This is a genomic window from Arthrobacter globiformis, assembly GCF_030817195.1.
GTDB classification, from domain to species: Bacteria; Actinomycetota; Actinomycetes; order Actinomycetales; family Micrococcaceae; genus Arthrobacter; species Arthrobacter globiformis_D.
In genome coordinates this window covers 492,597-510,194 of sequence record NZ_JAUSYZ010000001.1, presented here as the reverse complement: position 1 = coordinate 510,194, position 17,598 = coordinate 492,597, and the positions used below count along the sequence as shown (strand labels likewise).

Below are 17,598 nucleotides of genomic sequence, written 5' to 3'. Positions count from 1 at the left end.
CCTCCGGCCGATCGTCGTCCGGCGTCCTGAAACCGATCGGCTGCTCCGTAACTGCCGTTTTCGGGGGTCGAAAGGGCAGCTACGGAGCAATCGGCGTGAAATTAACTCTTCGGGAGCCCCGCCGGGTTCAGTTCCGACTTGGCCACAGCCTCGGATGACAGGCCCCAGCGGTCCAGGATCTTGCCGTAGGTGCCGTCCTCGATCAGGTGGTTCAGCCCGGCCTGCGCAGCTGCCGCGAAGCCATTGCCCTTCTTGGTGGTGGCGGCGATGCTCGCCTTCAGCGGCCAGCCTCCGTCCACCAGGCCCACCAGCTTGGTCTTCTCGTCGGTCGCGGACTTGTAGGCGGCGGTGGCGTTCGGCCCGAACGTCAGGTCCGCGCGGCCGGACTGCAGCGCCAGGTTCGAGGCGGAGTCGTCGTCGTAGTACTGGAACTCGACCGGCTTCAGCCCCTTGGCCTTGTTCTCCTCGTCCCAGCGCAGCAGGATGGATTCCTGGTTGGTGCCCGAGCCGACAATGACGCGCTTGCCCGCGACGTCCGCGGCGGATTCGACCTTGGCGATGTCGCTGTCGCTCTTGGCGTAGAAGCCGAGCTTGTCATCCCGGTAGCTGGCAAAGTCGAACTTGAGCTTGCGTTCCTCCGTCACGGTGACGTTGGAGAGGACGGCCTCGTACTTGCCTGACTCGACGCCGAGGGGCCAGTCTGCCCAGGCGGTCGGGACGATCTCGGCCTCCAGTCCCAGCGTCTGGGCCAGTGCGACGGCGATATCCACTTCGTTGCCCACCGGCGTCTTATTGTCCGTGGCGTAAACCGCCAGCGGCGGTGCGAACGGGCTGACGGCAACCGTCAGCTTCCCGTCCTTCTTGATGGCTGCCGGAACCAGCGCCGCAGCAGCCTCGTCCTCGGTGACGGGAACGCGGTCCTGCTCGGGCGTCAGGTTGAACGTCTTGGCCGCCGACGCAGTGGCGGCTGGCACGTTCGAGGACGCTGCACCGCCCGCAGCCGCAGCGCCCGGATCGGAGCAGGCGGAAAGCGCCAGCAGGCTGGTGGCGGCGAGGGCCAGGCCCACCCCCGGCTTGAGTGCGCCCGTGCGGGACTTGAGAGACTGACGGACCATGGTTGCCCCCTGGAAGTAGTGAATGCGAAGGTTGTGGCAGCAACTATCCGGTAGCCCCAAAGGGCGGTCAAAGCGCGGAGAAACCGGGAGATACGCGGCGTAACCGCGATTAACACGGCGTTCGACGGCGTCATTGGGCCTGCCGCTCATCCCTAAACCGCGCCTAGCATCGAGTATGAGCGATCAATTCACCACCGAACGTGACAGCTACGGCAGGCTTCTGGCAGACCGTGAAGTGTGGCGGCAGGCAAGTTCACTCGCCGCAGCCGGAGAGCTGACCGCGCGGTGGCTTGAGGGCACCAGCGAGTACCAGCCCGGAACCCTCGCCCCGCGCTTCGACGACGAGACCCTGCCCATCGCCGGCCAGCTGGCTGAGCTCAACCGCAACGGACTGTTCACCAAGGAATCCCAGCCCGGCCTCGGCCCCGACGCCGGCCACGCCCAGCGCGAGTACGTCACCGGCTTCTGCACCCCGGAGTCGGCGGCCCTCCTGCTGCGGCTGTCTGCCGGGACGGAACTCATTGCCATCGCCCATGCCCCGGGGGAGGTCAGCCAGGCGTCCGTTCCGGTCACACTGCACGACGGCGAAGTGGTGACCGTCCTGGGAAGCAGCGAAAATCCGGTCGAATCGGAGCAGATCCAGGACTGGGCGCGCGAAAGCAACGAGACCCTCGCCCTGCTGCTGGCCGACTCCTGGTACGTCGAACTGCTCGACCCGGTCTGGGGCCGGCAACAGCACCTGCTGCCCGCCGTGCTGGAAACCCTGAAGTCCGACCCGGACGGGCTGTAAGCCTGATTTTTGACGTTCCGCGACTCCCGGTGAAGCCATAAGACCGCCAGGATGAACCATTGCGACGCCGGGTGAACGCCTGCGTCGGCTGCCATTGTGGCCGCCCGAGGGGCCTCCGTAATCTCAATCCAACGCTCAGCGCCATCCCCTCCGCTCCACCATCCAAAAGGAAACATCATGACTTCTCCGAACGATTTCCCGGGCTCCACCCGGATCGCCGCGGGCCAGCCCGCCAACCGGAAACGCCCCAGCGGGCTCAAGATCGGCATTGCCGCCGGCATCCTTGCCGTCCTGGGAGCAGGCGTCGCCGTCGCCACCACGGCCGCCAACAACGCCACCCCGGATTCCGCCAACGCGGCCGCTGCCACCAGCCCCGCCACCGAGCTGAAGCTGGGCTACTTCGGGAACATCACCCACGCCACCGCGCTGGTTGGAGTCCAGAAGGGCTTCATCGCCAAGGAGCTGGGCGATACCAAGCTGAGCACGCAGGTATTCAACGCGGGCCCGGCAGCGATCGAGGCGCTGAACGCCGGCGCGATCGACGCCACCTACATCGGCCCGAACCCGGCCATCAACTCGTTCGTCAAGAGCAAGGGCGAATCCATCAACATCATCGCCGGGGCAGCCTCCGGCGGCGCGCAGCTGGTGGTCAAGCCGGAAATCAAGACCGCGGCGGACCTCAAGGGCAAGACCCTGGCGTCGCCGCAGCTGGGCGGCACCCAGGACGTGGCGCTGCGCGCCTGGCTGGGCAAGCAGGGCTACAAGACCAACACCGACGGCGGCGGGGACGTTGCGATCAACCCCACCGAGAACGCCCAGACCCTGAAGCTGTTCCAGAACGGCAAGCTCGACGGCGCGTGGTTGCCTGAGCCGTGGGCCTCCCGTTTGGTGCTCCAGGCCGGAGCGAAGGTCCTGGTGGATGAGAAGGACCTGTGGGACGGGTCGCTGACGGGCAAGCCCGGCGAGTTCCCCACCACCATCCTGATCGTGAACAAGAAGTTCGCCGCGGAGCACCCGCAGACGGTGGAGGCCCTGCTCAGGGGCCACGTCGAGGCTGTGAAGTGGCTGAACCACACCCCGGCCGCCGAGAAGGCCACGGAAGTGAACGCCGCCCTGAAGGAAGCCGCCGGCAAAGCACTCCCGCAGGAAGTTATTGATCGCTCGCTGAAGAACATTGTGTTCACGGTGGACCCGCTGGCCGGAGCGTTCAAGAAGCTGCTGCAGGACGGCGTGGACGCCGGTACCACCAAGCAGGCCGACATCAACGGCATCTTCGACCTGGCGAAGCTGAATGAAGTCACCGGTGAAAAGACCTCTGCCGCAGGGCTGGGCAAGGAATAACTCGGAACACAAACAAAAGGATCCGGCGGGAGCAACTCCCGCCGGATCCTTTGTGGTTGAACCCGCTTTTACAGCACCTCCGAATATGCCGCCGAGTACTCCGGCACGGCGGAATACTCGGGCAGGGCGTACGGGTCCTCCGCGTTTTTCAGGGCGTAGTGAAAGACCATGCCGTCCGGGCCTTCCTGGCTTCCGACATATTCGGCGGCAACCCATTCCCCGCCGGCCACGGCTCCGGCCCAGGCATGGGCCTCTTCCCAGTGGACGGCGGAGGCCATCCGGCCGGGCTGCAGGCTCATGGACACGGCAACGCGCACCGAGGGCACGCCGTCGGAGGAACGGGGGCAGGTGAAGCCGACAATGTCCACGGACACTCCCGGGGTGGCAAGGCACGGCCGGCGGGCCATGGTGGTGGCCGCCGCATCGAGGCCTCCGGAACCGATGTCCTGCCGCGCCAGTGCGTGCACCTGGCTGCGGAAGGTGTTCAGTTCCGCGCCGCATTGCGTGCGGATTCTGTGAACCAAAGCTGTGATCATGTCCCCCTCGATTCAGGGAGGGCGCTACGCCGCCCCGTCGTGATTATGGACTTACACAACCACCCGGTAACTTGCTTCACAATGCTCGGCGACACCCGCCGTCGTGTTACGCAACAGTGCTTCATCTTCCGCAGTTGGGCGTAACAAACGGGCGTTCCGCCCGTACGGTGCCTGGCCTGCCGCCGGAAGGGCCAGCGCCTTCCCTAGACGCGCATCCGCGCCACGAAGCGGAACCGGTCGCCCCGGAAGACCGACTCAGTCCACTCCACGGGCCGCCCTTCGTGGGTGAAGCCGAGCCGGTGGACCAGCAGCATGGGCGCGCCCATTTCGACATCGAGGAGCTGCACCTCCGCCGGTCCGGCCAGCTTGGTCTCCACGGTGTCCTCCACCTCGGCGATCCGGATTCCATAGTCCTCGCGCAGGGCAGCATACAAGGAGCCGCGATCGGCCACAGTCCGCGCCAGGTCCGGGAGCGGCCCGGCAAGGAACGCAATCTCGTGCGCGAGCGGCTCACCGTCCACCAGCCTGATCCGCTCCACCCGGTGGACGTCAGTCCCCGGCTCCACCGCCAGACGCCGCGCCGTGGCCGGATCCGCGGGAAGCACGCTCACATCCACGATCCGGGCCGCAGCCGTGAGGCCCTGGCTCGCGGCGTCATCGGAAAAGGACGTTAGCTGGCGGACGTGCGTCACCTTGGGCGGCGCCACAAACGTCCCGCGCCCCTGCGTTCGGTCCAACCGGCCCTCGGCCACCAGCTCACCGATCGCCTGCCGGACGGTGGTGCGGGACGTCCCGTACTGCTCGGCAAGGGCGCGCTCGGTGGGGATCAGCGTTCCCGGTGCCGCGTCCTCGATGAGGGCGAGGATCTGCTCCTTGAGTACGTAGTACTTGGGCAGGGCAGAGGCGGCGGAGGTTCCCATGAATCTGATGGTACCTATTGACACGAAAATTGGTCTAGGCCAAAATGATGCAAATTGGTTTACACCAATTCTGGCCATGAACCCGTTTCCAGACCCCCTGATCTCCCATCCCACTTCCAAGGACCCAAAGATGTCGTTCCTGCAAGACCTGCGCCAGACGCCCCGCCTCGGCCTTCTGGTCGGTGGCACCGCCGCCACCATCGGCATAATCTACGGCTACGATCTGTCGAATATCGCCGGCGCCCTGCTGTTCATCACCAAGGAGTTCCAGCTCTCCACCAGCCAACAGGAGCTGGTGACCACCGCCGTCGTCATCGGTGAAGTATTGGGCGCCGTCCTCGGCGGGTGGCTCGCCAACAAGTTGGGCCGCAAGGCCTGCATGGTGGGTGTCGCGGGTGCATATGCCGCCTTTGCGGTGCTCAGCGCCCTCGCCGCAGATGTGCCGATGCTGCTTGTTGCCCGCCTGCTCCTGGGCCTGACCATCGGCATCTCCGTGGTGGTGGTGCCCGTCTTCGTGGCCGAATCAGCGCCGCCCAAGGTGCGCGGCGCACTGCTCGTGGCGTACCAGGTGGCCACGGTCATCGGCATCATCATCGGCTACCTGGCCGCCTACGTGCTGTCCGCCTCCGAAAACTGGCGGCTCATGCTGGGCCTCGCCGCCGTTCCGGCCCTCGCAGTCCTCGCCGTCACCCTGCGCCTCCCGGACACCGCCCGCTGGTACATGATGCGCGGACGCACCGAAGACGCCCGCCGCACGCTCAGCTCGATCGAGCCGGATGCCGACGTCGACGCCGAACTGGCCGACATGCGGCGGGCCATCGGCGAAGAACGCGGCGGCGGCCTGCGCGAGATGCTCCGCTCGCCGTACCTGAAGGCGACCGTGTTCGTCGTCGGACTCGGCTTCTTCATCCAGATCACCGGCATCAACGCCGTGGTCTATTACAGCCCCCGGATCTTCGAGGCCATGGGCTTCACCGGCAACGCCGCCCTCCTGCTGCTGCCCGCGCTGGTCCAGGCCGCATCCCTGGTGGCGGTGTTCGTCTCGCTGTCCCTGGTGGACCGGGTGGGCCGGCGGCCCATCCTGCTCGGCGGCATCGGCATGATGATCGTGGCCAACGTCATCCTGGTGGGCGTCTTCCTGGCCGGACGCGACTTCGGTGGCGTACTGACTGTGGTCGGCTTCCTCGGGGTCCTGCTGTTCACCGTAGGCTTCACCTTCGGCTTCGGCGCACTGGTCTGGGTCTACGCCGGCGAGTCGTTCCCCGCCCGGCTGCGTTCCCTCGGCGCCAGCGCCATGCTGACCTCGGACCTCGTGGCCAACGTGATCGTCGCTGCGTTCTTCCTGACCATGCTCCAGCGGCTCGGCGGTGCCGGCACCTTCGCAGTGTTCGGGGCGCTGGCCATCGCCGGCTTCGTCTTCGTCCACCGCCTCGCGCCCGAAACCAAGGGCCGAAACCTCGAGGAAATCCGCCACTACTGGGAAAACGGCGCCCGCTGGCCTGAAGCCACCGGCACCACCGACGGCAGCACCAAGCCGGCGGCCAAGTGATGCGGCACGTCCCCGGCCCGGACCGTGTCCCCGGCCTGGACCGTGTCCTCGGTTTAGATATTGGCGGTTCCAAGACCCACGCCATCCTGGCTGATGTTGAGCCAATGGACGACGGCGGGACCGCCGGCGGCGGCTCCGTTCCGGGCGGCAGGGTCTCACCGACGCAGCAGTTGGCTGAGTGCCCACGGCTCACTGAGTGCACAGCGGGGAGCGCGAACATCGCCTCCGTCGGCCCGGGCGAAGCCGCCGCGGCGCTGGATGACCTCGCTGCCCGGCTGGGCATCGCCGATCCTGCAGGCCACGGAATCGGCGCCGTGTTTGCCGGTGCTGCGGGAGCGGACACGCCGGCAGCCCGGGAACAGCTGGCTGGCCTGCTCTCCCGCCGGTTCCCCGGAGCCCGGATCCACGTGGACCACGACACCCGCATCATCCTTGCGGCCGGCGGCCTCACAGCAGGCACCGTCCTCATCTCCGGCACCGGTTCCGCCGCTTGGGCGAAGGCCGTTGACGGCCGGGAGGCCCGGGCCGGCGGCTGGGGCTACCTGCTCGGCGACGAGGGCAGCGGTTACGCCGTGGCCCGCGGCGCGGTCCGCAACGCTTTGCGGGAATCCGACGACGGACTGCCCGCCGGGCCGTTGACCGCCCACCTCCTGGCGCAGACCGAAGCCACGGAACCCGGGGAGCTGCTGGACCTGTTCTACCGCCGGCCGGAGCGCCGGTACTGGGCCGGGCTGGCCGGAACTGCGTTCGACCTCGCCGCCTCGGACGCCGCGAGCGCAGCCATCGCCGAGGACGCCGCGCAGCACCTCGCAGTCCTGGCCCTGACGGTGAACCGGAGGCTGGGCAGCAATCCTGAAGGAGCACCGGTCCTGCTGGCGGGCGGAATGCTGGTCAACCAGCCGTCGCTGGCCGGCAGGGTGTGCGAGCTGCTGGCAGCCAGCGGCCTCACCGACGTCCGCGTGCTGGACCGGGCGCCCGCCTGGGGCGCCGTGGAGCTGGCCCGCCAGCTGGCGGACGCACCGCCAGCCGCCAAGATCCCCGCCTGATCCCCCTCCCCCTTTATCCCTGCCCAGCTGATCCCCACCCAAGGAGACCCATGACCTCGCAAAACACGCTCGCCCCTGCCGCCGCAGCCCCGCTTCCCGGTTCCCTGATGGCTGCCGAAATCCTGGAACAGCCGGAGGCACTCGCCCGCCAGCTTGAACACGGGCGTCCCGCCGTCACCCGTCTGGCCGCCACCCTCCGGGACGCCGACATCAGGTACGTCCTCCTGGCCGCGCGCGGCACCAGCGACCACGCGGCCCTGTATGCGAAGTACCTCATCGAGACGGTGCTGGGGCTGCCGGCCGGGCTGGCGTCGCCGTCGAGCCTTACGGTCTATGGCGCGGAACCGAAGATGGACGGCGTGCTGTGGCTGGCGGTCAGCCAGTCCGGCGGCTCCCCGGACCTGGTGGACTCCACCGCCGCTGCCGCCCGGGGCGGCGGCGCCCTCACCGTGGCCGTCACGAACGCCCCGTCCTCGCCGCTGGCCGCTGCCGCCCGGCACCACCTGGACATTCTGGCCGGGCCGGAGCGTGCCGTGGCCGCAACCAAGAGCTACACGTCGCAGCTGCTGGCGCTGTGGCAGCTGATCAATGCCTGGGCCGGAGGAAACGGCGCGGAAGCCGCGGACCTGCCGCGTCTCGCCGCCGATGTGCTGGCCCGGCCGGAGATACTGGAGGTTGCAGACCGCTACCGCTTCGTGAACCACATCATCACCACGGGACGCGGCTTTTCCTACCCCACCGCACGGGAGGCGGCGCTGAAACTGATGGAAACGTCCTACCTGGCCGCGCACGCCTTCTCCGGCGCGGACCTGCTGCACGGGCCCTTCGCCATGATCGACGCCGACCGGCCAGTCGTCGCCGTCGCCTCCCCGGGAGCCGGCGGCCGTGCCCTGCACCCCGTGCTGGACCGCCTCGCCGAACGCGGCGCCGACGTCTGCCTGGTGGGTAACCCCGGCGCTGCCCGCCCGCTTAACCACGTGGTGCCGCTGCCGGCCGTCCACGAACAGCTCTCGCCGATCCTGGAGATCATGCCCCTGCAGCGGCTGGCCCACGCGATGGCGGCCGCACGCCACCAGGACCCGGATGCTCCCCGCGGCCTCCGCAAGATCACGGAAACCTGGTGAGTCCCACGCTCATTTCCGCTTCGCGAGTCATCCTGCCTGATGCCGTGCTGCAGCCCGGCTGGGTGGAGACCGACGGCGGCCGGATCACCGCGGCGGGTCCCGGGCTGCCCGCCCGGAAGCCCGACGCCGATTTTCCGGACGCCACGCTCGCACCCGGTTTTGTGGACGCCCACATCCATGGCGGCGGCGGCTTCAGCTTCAACGACGCCGATCCCGCTGCCGCCGCGGTCCGGATCACCGACGTGCACCGCTCGCACGGCACCACCACGCTGATGGCCAGCCTGGTCACCGCCCCGCTCACGCAGCTCGAGAACGCGGTGGCCGCGCTGGCGGCCCTGGTGGAGCAGGGGGTGCTGGCCGGCATTCATTTGGAGGGCCCGTGGCTCAGCCCGGACCACCGGGGCGCCCACGCGGCGGAACTTCTGCTCGCGCCGGAAGCATCGGCCATCGACCGGCTGATGCTGGCCGGGCGGGGCACCGTCCGGATGGTCACGATCGCGCCTGAACTGGACGGCGGGCTGGCCGCCATCCGGCAGATCACGGGCTACGGCGCTGTCGCGGCCATCGGCCACACGGGAGCGGGTTACGACGTGGCCCGCGAGGCGATGGCCGCGGGAGCCACCGCCGGAACGCACGTATTCAACGCGATGCGGCCGCTGCACCACCGGGAACCCGGGCCGGCCCTGGCGCTGCTGGAGGACCCTTCCGTTTTCGCGGAGGTCATTGCCGACGGCGTCCACCTCCACCCGTCGCTGGTCCGCTTCATTGCGGCCAGCCCGGCCCGCGCCGTCTTCGTCACCGACGCCATGGCCGCGGCCTGCGCGCAGGAAGGCACGTACCAGCTCGGCGGGCTGGACGTCCGGGTGTCCGACGGCGAGGCGCGCCTGGTCAGCGACGGCACCATCGCCGGCAGCATCCTCACGCTGGACGCGGCAGTACGGCACGCAGTCCACGACGCCGGCATCCCGCTCGCCGACGCCATCCGGGCGGCCAGCCAGAACCCGGCGGACATGCTGGGACTGTCCGACGTGGGCCGCATCGAAGCCGGCCGGAAGGCGGACCTGGTGGTCCTCACCCCGGATCTTGAGGTGGCGGCGGTCATGAAGGCAGGCGAATGGCTCGGGCGTTGACGCCGCTTGTTGAGCCTGTCGAAACCCCCGCCGGTCAGTCGTCCGGACTCTGGTTCAGGAACTGGAAGTTGGGGCCGATGTTGACTTCCACCTCGGACCCGTCGCTCTTGCGGATCTCCACCTCGTAGGCGGAACCGGCGTCGTCGCCCCGCTCGACTTCGGTCACCTGCCCGGGCCCAACCTTGGCCATCGCGGCGTCGACTGCCTTGTCTCGGTCGGTCTGGTTCAGTGGCTGTTGCGTGCCGCCATTTGTGCTCGAGTCATCGTCGAAGGGGTTCACGGAAGCCGCTGCAACCGACGCACCTCCCAGAGCCGCCGCGGCGACGGCTGCTCCAATAAGCCATGCTGTTCTCTTGCGCACGACAGACTCCCTTCGCATCGTTTTTTCCAGTGTCCCCCCGCGGAGGGAGCGGGACAAGGCGGCTTGATCTCGACAAGCTCGATCAGCGGAAGCAGGCCCGGTCTGCAGGCGCCGGTCTGTGCCGGCATCCCGGGGGTAGCCTTGGGGCTGGAGGGCAACATGGCGGTCAGGAGTGCAGGCCTTCTGCTGTATCGGCAGAACGGCGGGGCGGAAGTGGAAGTGTGGATCGCCCACATGGGCGGCCCTTTCTGGGAGCGCAAGGATGAGCGCGCCTGGTCGATTCCCAAGGGCGAGTACCTTGAAGAGGAGGATCCGCTCGCGGCGGCGCAGCGTGAGTTCGCGGAGGAAATGGGTGTCCCGGCGCCCTCCGCGGACTACGTGCTGCTCGGTACCTTCCGGCAGCCCTCGGGCAAGCTCATCACCGCGTTCGCCGCCGAGTCCGCCTTCGCGCCCGAGAAGATCCTGAGCAACACCTTTCCGCTGGAATGGCCCAAGGGGTCCGGAACGGTCCAGGACTTTCCGGAGATCGACCGGGCCGAGTGGATCGGTGAATCCGAGGCCCGCACCAAGCTGGTCAAAGGCCAACTGCCAATCCTCGACGCGCTGCTCGAGCACCTCCGGGGCGCCGAGGGTGAATGACACTATGCGCGCAGCGTTCGTGCACGAGGCCACTGTAATGATGGAGGCCGACGGCGACCTGCGCGCCTTGGGTGCCGCAGTCACCCTTGAGCTGTGCGGAAGCTGGGACCATCCGCCGCCCTGCCCGCTGGCGCCGCACCACACCCGGCCGGACAGGGACGGGGACACGGTTACCCTGCGGATCATATTCGCCACCGAACCGGGGAACGAAGCCCTGGTCCGCACCCGTATCGACAGCGCCCTCCGCGAAGGAAGCCTCACCGGCCCGGATGGCCGCACCAGCCGCTGGGCATTCCTCGGCGGCGGCCCCGGCGAACTCGGCCCCTCTGAGGCCGAGCACGCCCGGCGCCTCACCGACGGCTAGCGTGTCCCGGCTTCCCCAGAATCGTCCGGTAGATCCCGGTGTGGTCGAGATCGCCGTCTCCGGCATCGACCATTAGCTCGAAGGCACCGCGGACGCTGGCGGAGAGCGGCAGCTCCAGCCCGGCGTCCTTGGCGATCTCGGCAATGAAGTTCAGGTCCTTCAGCTGGTTTTTCGCAGAGCCGCCGCCTTCGAAGTCCTGATCGATCCAGCGCTGTCCCTTCTGCCTGAGCACCTCCGAATTCGCCAGCCCGCCGGCCAGAATGGACTGCACCTTCTCGGGGTCAAGCCCGGTGGCCGTCGCCACGGCCATGGCCTCGGCGAGGGCCGTGACCGTGGCGGAGACGACGATCTGGTTGCAGGCCTTGACCGTGGATCCTGCGCCGGCTTCGCCAAACCAGACGACAGTGGAACTGTAGAGCCCGAAGAGAGGCAGGAGGCGCCGCACGGTGTCACGCGGCCCTCCGGCCATGGTGCTCAGCCGGCCTTCCTCGGCTCCGATGGTTCCGCCGCTGAGCGGTGCGTCCACCACCGTCACCCCGTGCAGGTTCTTGCAGTCCTCGGCGAACCGGGCCACGGCAACCGGCGACACCGTTCCGTGAATGACGAGGACCGGTTCCTCGATGCCGGCCGCCTTCCACCCGGCCAGCAGCCCGTCCTCGCCGGGCAGCAGGCTGGCGACCTGCGGCAGGTCCGGCAGGACGGTGAGGACGACGCCGGCGGCAGCCTCCGCCGGTGTGCCGGCCACGCGTCCCCCGCCGATGGCTCTGGCCTTTTCCGCGGTGCGGTTCCAGAGCGTGAGCGGGACGCCGGCGGCCAGGATGTTCCTGGCGATCGGGGCGCCCATCGGGCCGGTGCCCAGCAGGGCCACCGACGTTGAAACCCCGGACTTCAACTGGTTCTGTGTGTCTGTCACTGCTGCCTCTGTCACTGTGCCCACGTCGCTAGAAGGGAATCAGGCCGGCCATGGCGGGCAGGAAGGTGCTGAACCATGGAACGGCGGCAAGCACCAGCAGCCCGATGAACACCGCGATGAGGTACGGCCAGAAATGCTTGAGGCTCTTTTCCACGGTCTCAAGACCGGTTGCGCAGGCCACATAGAAGCCGACACCGGCCGGCGGCGCGAATGAACCGATGCCCATCGAGATGATCAGCACCATGGCGTACTGCACCGGGTTGACGCCGAATTCGGTGGCGATGGGCAGGAGCAGCGGTGCGAAGATCAGCACGGCGGGCAGGCCCTCCAGCAGCTGGCCCATGATGATCAGCAGCACCACAGTGAACAGCATGAAGAGAATGGGTGAGTCGCCCAGGCCGGACATGAGGTCATGGATCTGCTGGGACACACCGGCGAGGGCAAGCGTCTGGGCCAGCGGCGACGCGGCAGCGATGATGAACAGAACCATGCCGGCCGTCGTCGTCGTTTCCCGCAGCGTATCGCCCAGCAGCCGTTTGCTGCCGCGCCGGTAGGCGGCGGCAAGGACAAAGGCATAGGCGACGGCGACCGAGGACACCTCGGTGGGAGTGGCGAAGCCGCTCAGGATGCCCACCACCATGCCGACCGGCAGCAGCAGCGTGGGGATGGCGAAGAACGTGGCGGAACCGCGCGCACGCCAGGTGGCCCTGGGGCTGGAGACGCCCCCCTGCTTCTTTGCGCGGAGGAAAACGAGCGCCATGACCACGAGGGCCAGGAAAGCGGCCGGAACGAAGCCGGCGAGGAACAGCGTGGTGGTGGAGATCGTGGTGATGGAGCCCATGATGAGCAGGACGATGCTCGGCGGGATGGTTTCACCCATGATGGCCGAGGCGGACAAAACGGCGACGACCTCGCCGCGCGGGTACTTGCGTTCCTCGAGCATGCCGCGCATGGTGGTTCCCACGGCCGCGACGTCCGCAACCTTGGAGCCGGAGATGCCGGAGAAGATGTACATGGTCACGACGACCACCTGGAGAAGACCGCCCCGCAGGTGCCCGATGAGTGCGTCCACCAGCTTGGCGAGCGGCAGGGTCAGGCCGGCGGAGTTCATGACGGTGCCGGCGAGGATGAAGAACGGGATCGCCAGCAGCACGAAGCCCTTGGCCCCCGAGGCCATGCCGATCGGGATCGCGCTGACCTCCGAGATCCCGCCGAGGTAGAGGTAGATGCCGGAGGCCAGTGCCAGGACGAACGCGATGGGCAGGCCAAGGAACAGCAGGGCGAACAGGGCAACCAGGACCACGCCGAGGAGGACGTTGGGCGAGGCGTAGTAGAACAGCGGCTGGGACAGGACAACGGCGGCGGCCAGGACTGCGGTGATCCCCGCGCCGAGCAGGACGGCGCGGCGCGGCTGCCGCGTGAGTTTCAGGACAGCAAACCAGGCAATGAGCACCATGCCGATGGAGAAGGGCAGCGAAACCCAGAACACCGGCAGCTGGAGGATCGGCGTCTTTTCCTCGAGCTGCTGGACGAGGGTGGGGACGAAGAGCGCAAAGGCGCCCGCACTCATGACGAAGACGAGGCAATCGACCAGGGCCGCCAGATAAGGCTTCCAGCTAGCCGGAAGCCGCATGATCAGGGCCTGGACGGCCATGTGCGCACCCTTGGGATAGGCGATGGCACCGCCGATGAAGGCGATGGTCAGCAGTGCGATTTCAGAGACTTCCTGCGTCCACAGCACGGAATCCCCGGTGACAACCCGGACCATGATGTTCAGCAGGATAACCACGAGCTCGGCAAGGATGGCCGCGCCGACGGTCCATTCCAGGGCCTTGTCCAGCCAGACGGCTCCGCTCCAGCGCGGTGCGACGTGCCCGTGGTGGAGGATCTCTTCCGCATCGGAGGGAAGGACCTCTTCGAGTTCCTTCGGGGCGAGTGTATGTTCCATGTTTTTCCAGACTGTCAACGTTGAGAGCGGGATGCTTGGTGAGGGCCGGAGCGCCGGGCTGCGCTCCGGCCCTCAAGGGGTTTACTTGGCTGCGGCAATGGCCTGGTCGAAGAATTCCTTGCCGATCAGCTTGGAGAAGTCCGGGTACAGGCTCTTGGAAACGGCCTTGAACTGCTCGAGTCCGGCGGCGGTGGGCTCGTTGGCCTTCATGCCCTTGGCGGTGAGTTCGGCCAGCTGCTTCTCTGACTGTTCGGCGTCGTATTCAGTCTTGAAGGTGGCGGTCTCGGCTGACGCATCCGTCAGGACCTTCTTCTGGTCCTCGTTCAGCGAGTCCCACTTCTTGGAGGACAGGGCCAGGACCCAGGCGTCGTTGATGTGGTGCGTCAGCGAGACGTACTTCTGGACTTCCGAGAACTTGTTGGTCCACGGCACCTCGATCGGGTTTTCCTGTCCGTCGATGGTTCCGGTCTGCAGGCCGGTGAAGACCTCGGAGAACGCCATGGTGGTGGGGCTCGCGCCCAGCTTGCCGAAGAAGTCCGTCCACAGCGGGTTGCCCGGGACGCGGATCTTCAGGCCCTTCAAGTCCGACGGCTGCTCGATGGGGCGTTCGGAGTTGGTGATCTGGCGTCCGGTCCTGGTGAGGAAGGACAGCGCGACGGTGTTCTTCTCCTTGAGCTTCTCCTTCAGCACGTCGCCGGGCATGCCGGCCAGGAATGCCGCCTCTTCCTTTGTGTCGTCGAAGAGGTAGGGGATGCTGATGGCGTTCATCTCGGGCACCACGGATGCATAAACCGACGTCGACAGGATCAGTGCATCCAGCGAGCCGCCCTGCAGCCTCGTGACGGCCGCGTTCTGGTCCCCGCTGAAGCTCGTTCCGTTCGGTACCACCGTGACAACCACGGAGCCGTTGGAGGTCTTTTTCACCTGGTCGGCGAAGTGCTGGGCGGAGACACCCACCGAGGAGGTCAGAGGATCCGGGATGGACAGCTGGATCTTGGCCACCGGCGAGCCGGCGCCGGGCGCCCCGGAGGCGCAGCCGGCGAGGACGGAGGCGGCGAGGGTGCATGCCAGCACTCCGGTGAGGGCGCGGGTCTTCGATTTCATGTGATGCCTTTCTTCATTGGAAGGATTCTTGTTCCCGGGCGCGGGAAGCTTGGGGGTTCGCAGCGCGCCCGGGAGATAGGGATAGGTATGTGAATTAGGCGCTCAGCGCCGCTTCGGTAACAAGCGCTTCGGTTTCACGGCGCAGCTCGAGGGCCTGGGACAGCGAGTCGTCCATGATGACGTCTTCCCAGCGGACGGTGGCACCCTTGGCAATGTCGGCACGCAGCTCGACGTGGTGGGCGAGTGCCACCGGCAGGGCGCCAATCGCCACGGAATGCTTGGCCGAGACGAGCTTGCCCCAGACGGTGAACCCGCCCTCGCCGTCGAGGAATTCGCCGGCCTTCAGGTCCTTCTTGGCCGTGGCAACGACGTCGCCGAAGAAGCCGACGGGCGAGCCGGTTGCGATGCCGCGGAGGGCTGCATTGGCGATGGACATGTTCAGTTCGAGACCCACGTAGTGGTACGGGCGGTACAGGGCTGCGTACTGGCCGGTGGGGTCGGGGTGCCACGGGTATTCGTTGAAGCAGCCGGAGACGTAGCCGTTGGTCGCCTTGACGACGACGAAGACGCCTTCCTGGGTGTTGTGGCTGATCCAGCTGCCGTCGCGGTTGACGCTGGACATGACGTCCACGCTTCCCTCGTGCGCCAGGGCACCCCCGACGTCGGCCGGGCGGCAGATGGTGGCGATTTCTTCCACGTCGCCTGGAGTGAAGGTCAGTCCGGCGTCCGACGGCGTGAGGCCGGCGCCGTTGGCGACGGCCGCCATCTCGATGGATGCCTTGGTGCCGTCACGGAAGGAGGTGTGCATGTAAGGGTTCAGCTGGCCGGAGTCGGTGAGCTCCTTGGAGAACTCCCAGTTTTCCCACACATTGTCCGGGTTCATCTCGTGGTAGTGCTCAAGGTACTTGGCGCCCTTGCCCGCGCAGACCACGTCGAAGCCGCTGGTCCGGGCCCAGTCCACCAGTTCCATGATGAGGGCGGGCTGGTCGCCGTACGCCATGGAATAGACGACGCCGGCTTCTTCCGCGCGCTTGGCGAGGGCCGGTCCAGCCAGGGCGTCGGCCTCGACCGTGACCATGATGATGTGCTTCTTGGTTTCGATCGCCCGCAGCGCGTGCTTCACGCCGACGATCGGGTTGCCGGTGGCTTCCACGATGACGTCGATGTCGACATCGAACAGTTCGTCGGCGTTTGCCACGATGGTGGTGGAGCGGTTCTCCAGGGCAGTCGCGATGTCCGGGGCGATCTGGTTCTGGGGCCAGCCGACGAGCTCGAAGGCGCCTTCCGCCCGCTTCACATTGATGTCAGCGATGGCAACAACATGGATGCCAGGGATGTTGTTTGCCTGGGCGAGGTACATGGTGCCGTACCGGCCGGCGCCGATGAGTCCGACGCGGATCGGGCGGCCCTGGTTCTCGCGGTCGCTAAGAAGCTTGTGAAGGTTCATGGGAATCTCTCTGATTGATGTCTGACCGAAGAGAGATGGCCGTCCACCTTGCGGTAGAGCAACCTCTTCGTCGCACTGTTTGTGATCTGCGTTAGCAGATGCGGTGATCTGGAGTACCGGAGTGGAACCGGTTCCACTTTTGTACCAGTCAGTGTTAAGCTGTGTCAACAGATGTCGGTGAACCCCACCGGCCGCAAGGAGGAGCATTGAAGAAGGCGCCCACTATCCGCGACGTGGCGGCAGCGGCGGGGGTCTCGGTATCCGTGGTGTCGCGGGTGCTGAACCCGGACTCCGGCCCTGTCGCGCCGGCCAAGCGGGAACAGGTGCTGAACGTCATCAGCGAACTCGGATACCGTCCCCCCCGCGCCGCGGCGCGTGAGCTCAGCGCCGGCCACGCCCTCACCGTCGGCCTGGTGGTCACGGACCTTGCCAACCCGTTTTTCGCCCAACTGGCGGACCGCGTGGTGTGGGAGGCCCGCAGCCACGGCGTGCAGGTGGTGGTCATGACCACCCAGGAGGACCCGCACCTTGAGGCCGAATCCCTGGACACGCTCCTTGACCGCTCGGTGGGTGGCGTCATCGCCACCCCAACGGGCGGAAACGTCGAGAAATGGGACCGCCTGCGGGACCTCGGGGTCAACGTGGTTTTCGTTGACCGCGCCATTGCGGAACTCAGCGACGTCGACGTCGTCAGCATCGAAAACTCCGACTCTGCCTGGCGCGCCACCGACCACCTCATCGCGCTCGGCCACGAGCGGATCGGGCTGATCACCGGCCCCGCAAGCACCTCCACGGGGCGTTCGCGGATCGGCGGCTACCGGTCCGCCCTCGAAAGCGCTTCGATAAGCCTCGACCCCACGCTGGTCCGGGACGTCCCCTTCCGCGGAGATGGCGGGGGCGACGCCGTCGGGTCCCTCCTGGCTCTCCCGGAGCCCCCCACGGGACTGATCGTCGCCAACACCGCCCAGGTGCAAAGCTCAGTCCGGCGCCTCGTCCAGATGGGTGTGCGGATACCAGGCGACCTCTCAGTGATCGTCTTTGACGACAACCCTTGGACCGAACTGACAAGCCCCCCGCTCAGCGTGATCCGGCAGCCGATCGGCATGCTTGCGGTGCATTCCCTCGAGCTCGTCCTCGGACGGATGCAGGGCCGGCTTCCCGCCGGCGCCAGAACCATCGAAGTGCAGGCCGATTTCGTGCCGCGCAGCAGCTGCGCGGCCCCTGTCCGCACCGTCACCAGCAAGTCCGCAACCAGATAATGAAAAGGAAAA

The 17,598-nt window shown here is 67.3% G+C and carries 17 protein-coding genes; 9 read left to right on the top strand and 8 right to left on the bottom strand.

The features are described from left to right. Positions 1-101 precede the first annotated feature (101 nt). A complete protein-coding gene (locus QF036_RS02385) occupies positions 102-1,115 on the bottom strand; it encodes an ABC transporter substrate-binding protein (RefSeq protein WP_307098887.1) in 1,014 nt (337 codons plus the stop codon). 175 nt (positions 1,116-1,290) lie between these two features. Here QF036_RS02385 and QF036_RS02380 point away from each other — a divergent pair, with 175 nt between their 5' ends. Then, positions 1,291-1,905 (top strand): DUF6919 domain-containing protein, encoded by a 615-nt coding sequence (locus tag QF036_RS02380; protein ID WP_307098885.1) that lies wholly within the window; start codon positions 1,291-1,293, stop codon positions 1,903-1,905. A gap of 177 nt (positions 1,906-2,082) precedes the next feature. Next, positions 2,083-3,246, top strand: coding sequence for an ABC transporter substrate-binding protein (locus tag QF036_RS02375; RefSeq protein ID WP_307098882.1), 1,164 nt, complete (start codon positions 2,083-2,085; stop codon positions 3,244-3,246). Positions 3,247-3,314: 68 nt separating this feature from the next. On the opposite strand, the gene QF036_RS02370 is transcribed toward QF036_RS02375, so the two are convergent. Further along, a complete protein-coding gene (locus QF036_RS02370) occupies positions 3,315-3,782 on the bottom strand; it encodes a hypothetical protein (protein ID WP_307098880.1) in 468 nt (155 codons plus the stop codon). Positions 3,783-3,985: 203 nt separating this feature from the next. Next, positions 3,986-4,702: a GntR family transcriptional regulator gene (locus QF036_RS02365; protein ID WP_307098878.1), complete on the bottom strand. Its 717-nt coding sequence runs from the start codon at positions 4,700-4,702 to the stop codon at positions 3,986-3,988. 130 nt (positions 4,703-4,832) lie between these two features. Between QF036_RS02365 and QF036_RS02360 the strand changes: the two genes are divergently transcribed. The 4 genes from QF036_RS02360 to nagA are packed head-to-tail and all read left to right on the top strand — an operon-like array spanning position 4,833 to position 9,551. After that, positions 4,833-6,251 carry a sugar porter family MFS transporter gene (locus QF036_RS02360; protein WP_307098876.1) on the top strand — a complete coding sequence of 473 codons (1,419 nt, stop codon included), beginning with the start codon at positions 4,833-4,835 and terminating at the stop codon, positions 6,249-6,251. Continuing rightward, positions 6,251-7,297 carry an N-acetylglucosamine kinase gene (locus tag QF036_RS02355; protein WP_307105735.1) on the top strand — a complete coding sequence of 349 codons (1,047 nt, stop codon included), beginning with the start codon at positions 6,251-6,253 and terminating at the stop codon, positions 7,295-7,297. Before QF036_RS02360 ends, QF036_RS02355 begins: the two co-directional genes overlap by 1 nt. 50 nt (positions 7,298-7,347) lie before the next feature. After that, complete coding sequence (locus tag QF036_RS02350; protein WP_307098874.1) at positions 7,348-8,421, top strand: SIS domain-containing protein; 1,074 nt, start codon at positions 7,348-7,350, stop codon at positions 8,419-8,421. Then, a complete protein-coding gene (gene nagA / locus QF036_RS02345) occupies positions 8,418-9,551 on the top strand; it encodes an N-acetylglucosamine-6-phosphate deacetylase (protein ID WP_307098872.1) in 1,134 nt (377 codons plus the stop codon). The genes QF036_RS02350 and nagA overlap by 4 nt, the downstream gene beginning before the upstream one ends. Positions 9,552-9,585: 34 nt before the next feature. On the opposite strand, the gene QF036_RS02340 is transcribed toward nagA, so the two are convergent. Next, a complete protein-coding gene (locus QF036_RS02340; RefSeq protein WP_307098870.1) occupies positions 9,586-9,912 on the bottom strand; it encodes a PepSY domain-containing protein in 327 nt (108 codons plus the stop codon). Positions 9,913-10,071: 159 nt separating this feature from the next. Between QF036_RS02340 and QF036_RS02335 the strand changes: the two genes are divergently transcribed. After that, positions 10,072-10,551 carry an NUDIX domain-containing protein gene (locus QF036_RS02335; protein WP_307105734.1) on the top strand — a complete coding sequence of 160 codons (480 nt, stop codon included), beginning with the start codon at positions 10,072-10,074 and terminating at the stop codon, positions 10,549-10,551. Positions 10,552-10,555: 4 nt separating this feature from the next. Continuing rightward, a complete protein-coding gene (locus QF036_RS02330) occupies positions 10,556-10,915 on the top strand; it encodes a hypothetical protein (RefSeq protein ID WP_307098868.1) in 360 nt (119 codons plus the stop codon). Here the strand turns inward: QF036_RS02330 and QF036_RS02325 are convergent. From QF036_RS02325 to QF036_RS02310, 4 genes are all read right to left on the bottom strand, one after another. Continuing rightward, positions 10,902-11,828, bottom strand: a complete 927-nt coding sequence (locus QF036_RS02325; RefSeq protein WP_307098866.1) for an NAD(P)-dependent oxidoreductase — start codon at positions 11,826-11,828, stop codon at positions 10,902-10,904. The two genes, QF036_RS02330 and QF036_RS02325, sit on opposite strands and share 14 nt — an antisense overlap. Before the next feature lie 28 nt (positions 11,829-11,856). Beyond that, positions 11,857-13,776, bottom strand: coding sequence for a TRAP transporter large permease (locus QF036_RS02320; RefSeq protein WP_307098864.1), 1,920 nt, complete (start codon positions 13,774-13,776; stop codon positions 11,857-11,859). An 81-nt stretch (positions 13,777-13,857) separates the two neighbouring features. After that, positions 13,858-14,880, bottom strand: coding sequence for a DctP family TRAP transporter solute-binding subunit (locus QF036_RS02315; protein WP_307098862.1), 1,023 nt, complete (start codon positions 14,878-14,880; stop codon positions 13,858-13,860). A gap of 94 nt (positions 14,881-14,974) precedes the next feature. After that, a complete protein-coding gene (locus QF036_RS02310; RefSeq protein ID WP_307098860.1) occupies positions 14,975-16,327 on the bottom strand; it encodes an NAD(P)H-dependent oxidoreductase in 1,353 nt (450 codons plus the stop codon). 206 nt (positions 16,328-16,533) lie between these two features. Between QF036_RS02310 and QF036_RS02305 the strand changes: the two genes are divergently transcribed. After that, on the top strand, positions 16,534-17,586 hold the full coding sequence (locus tag QF036_RS02305) for a LacI family DNA-binding transcriptional regulator (RefSeq protein ID WP_307098858.1): 1,053 nt from the start codon (positions 16,534-16,536) through the stop codon (positions 17,584-17,586). Positions 17,587-17,598: the final 12 nt, after the last annotated feature.

What these genes read in the sequence shown, in the direction of transcription:
- QF036_RS02320 (WP_307098864.1), bottom strand. Translation starts at nt 13,776, where the DNA reads ATGGAACATACACTCGCCCCGAAGGAACTCGAAGAGGTCCTTCCCTCC.
- QF036_RS02330 (WP_307098868.1), top strand. Translation starts at nt 10,556, where the DNA reads ATGCGCGCAGCGTTCGTGCACGAGGCCACTGTAATGATGGAGGCCGAC.
- QF036_RS02385 (WP_307098887.1), bottom strand. Translation starts at nt 1,115, where the DNA reads ATGGTCCGTCAGTCTCTCAAGTCCCGCACGGGCGCACTCAAGCCGGGG.
- QF036_RS02355 (WP_307105735.1), top strand. Translation starts at nt 6,251, where the DNA reads ATGCGGCACGTCCCCGGCCCGGACCGTGTCCCCGGCCTGGACCGTGTC.
- QF036_RS02335 (WP_307105734.1), top strand. Translation starts at nt 10,072, where the DNA reads ATGGCGGTCAGGAGTGCAGGCCTTCTGCTGTATCGGCAGAACGGCGGG.
- QF036_RS02315 (WP_307098862.1), bottom strand. Translation starts at nt 14,880, where the DNA reads ATGAAATCGAAGACCCGCGCCCTCACCGGAGTGCTGGCATGCACCCTC.
- QF036_RS02375 (WP_307098882.1), top strand. Translation starts at nt 2,083, where the DNA reads ATGACTTCTCCGAACGATTTCCCGGGCTCCACCCGGATCGCCGCGGGC.
- QF036_RS02350 (WP_307098874.1), top strand. Translation starts at nt 7,348, where the DNA reads ATGACCTCGCAAAACACGCTCGCCCCTGCCGCCGCAGCCCCGCTTCCC.
- QF036_RS02365 (WP_307098878.1), bottom strand. Translation starts at nt 4,702, where the DNA reads ATGGGAACCTCCGCCGCCTCTGCCCTGCCCAAGTACTACGTACTCAAG.
- QF036_RS02370 (WP_307098880.1), bottom strand. Translation starts at nt 3,782, where the DNA reads ATGATCACAGCTTTGGTTCACAGAATCCGCACGCAATGCGGCGCGGAA.
- QF036_RS02360 (WP_307098876.1), top strand. Translation starts at nt 4,833, where the DNA reads ATGTCGTTCCTGCAAGACCTGCGCCAGACGCCCCGCCTCGGCCTTCTG.
- QF036_RS02380 (WP_307098885.1), top strand. Translation starts at nt 1,291, where the DNA reads ATGAGCGATCAATTCACCACCGAACGTGACAGCTACGGCAGGCTTCTG.
- QF036_RS02310 (WP_307098860.1), bottom strand. Translation starts at nt 16,327, where the DNA reads ATGAACCTTCACAAGCTTCTTAGCGACCGCGAGAACCAGGGCCGCCCG.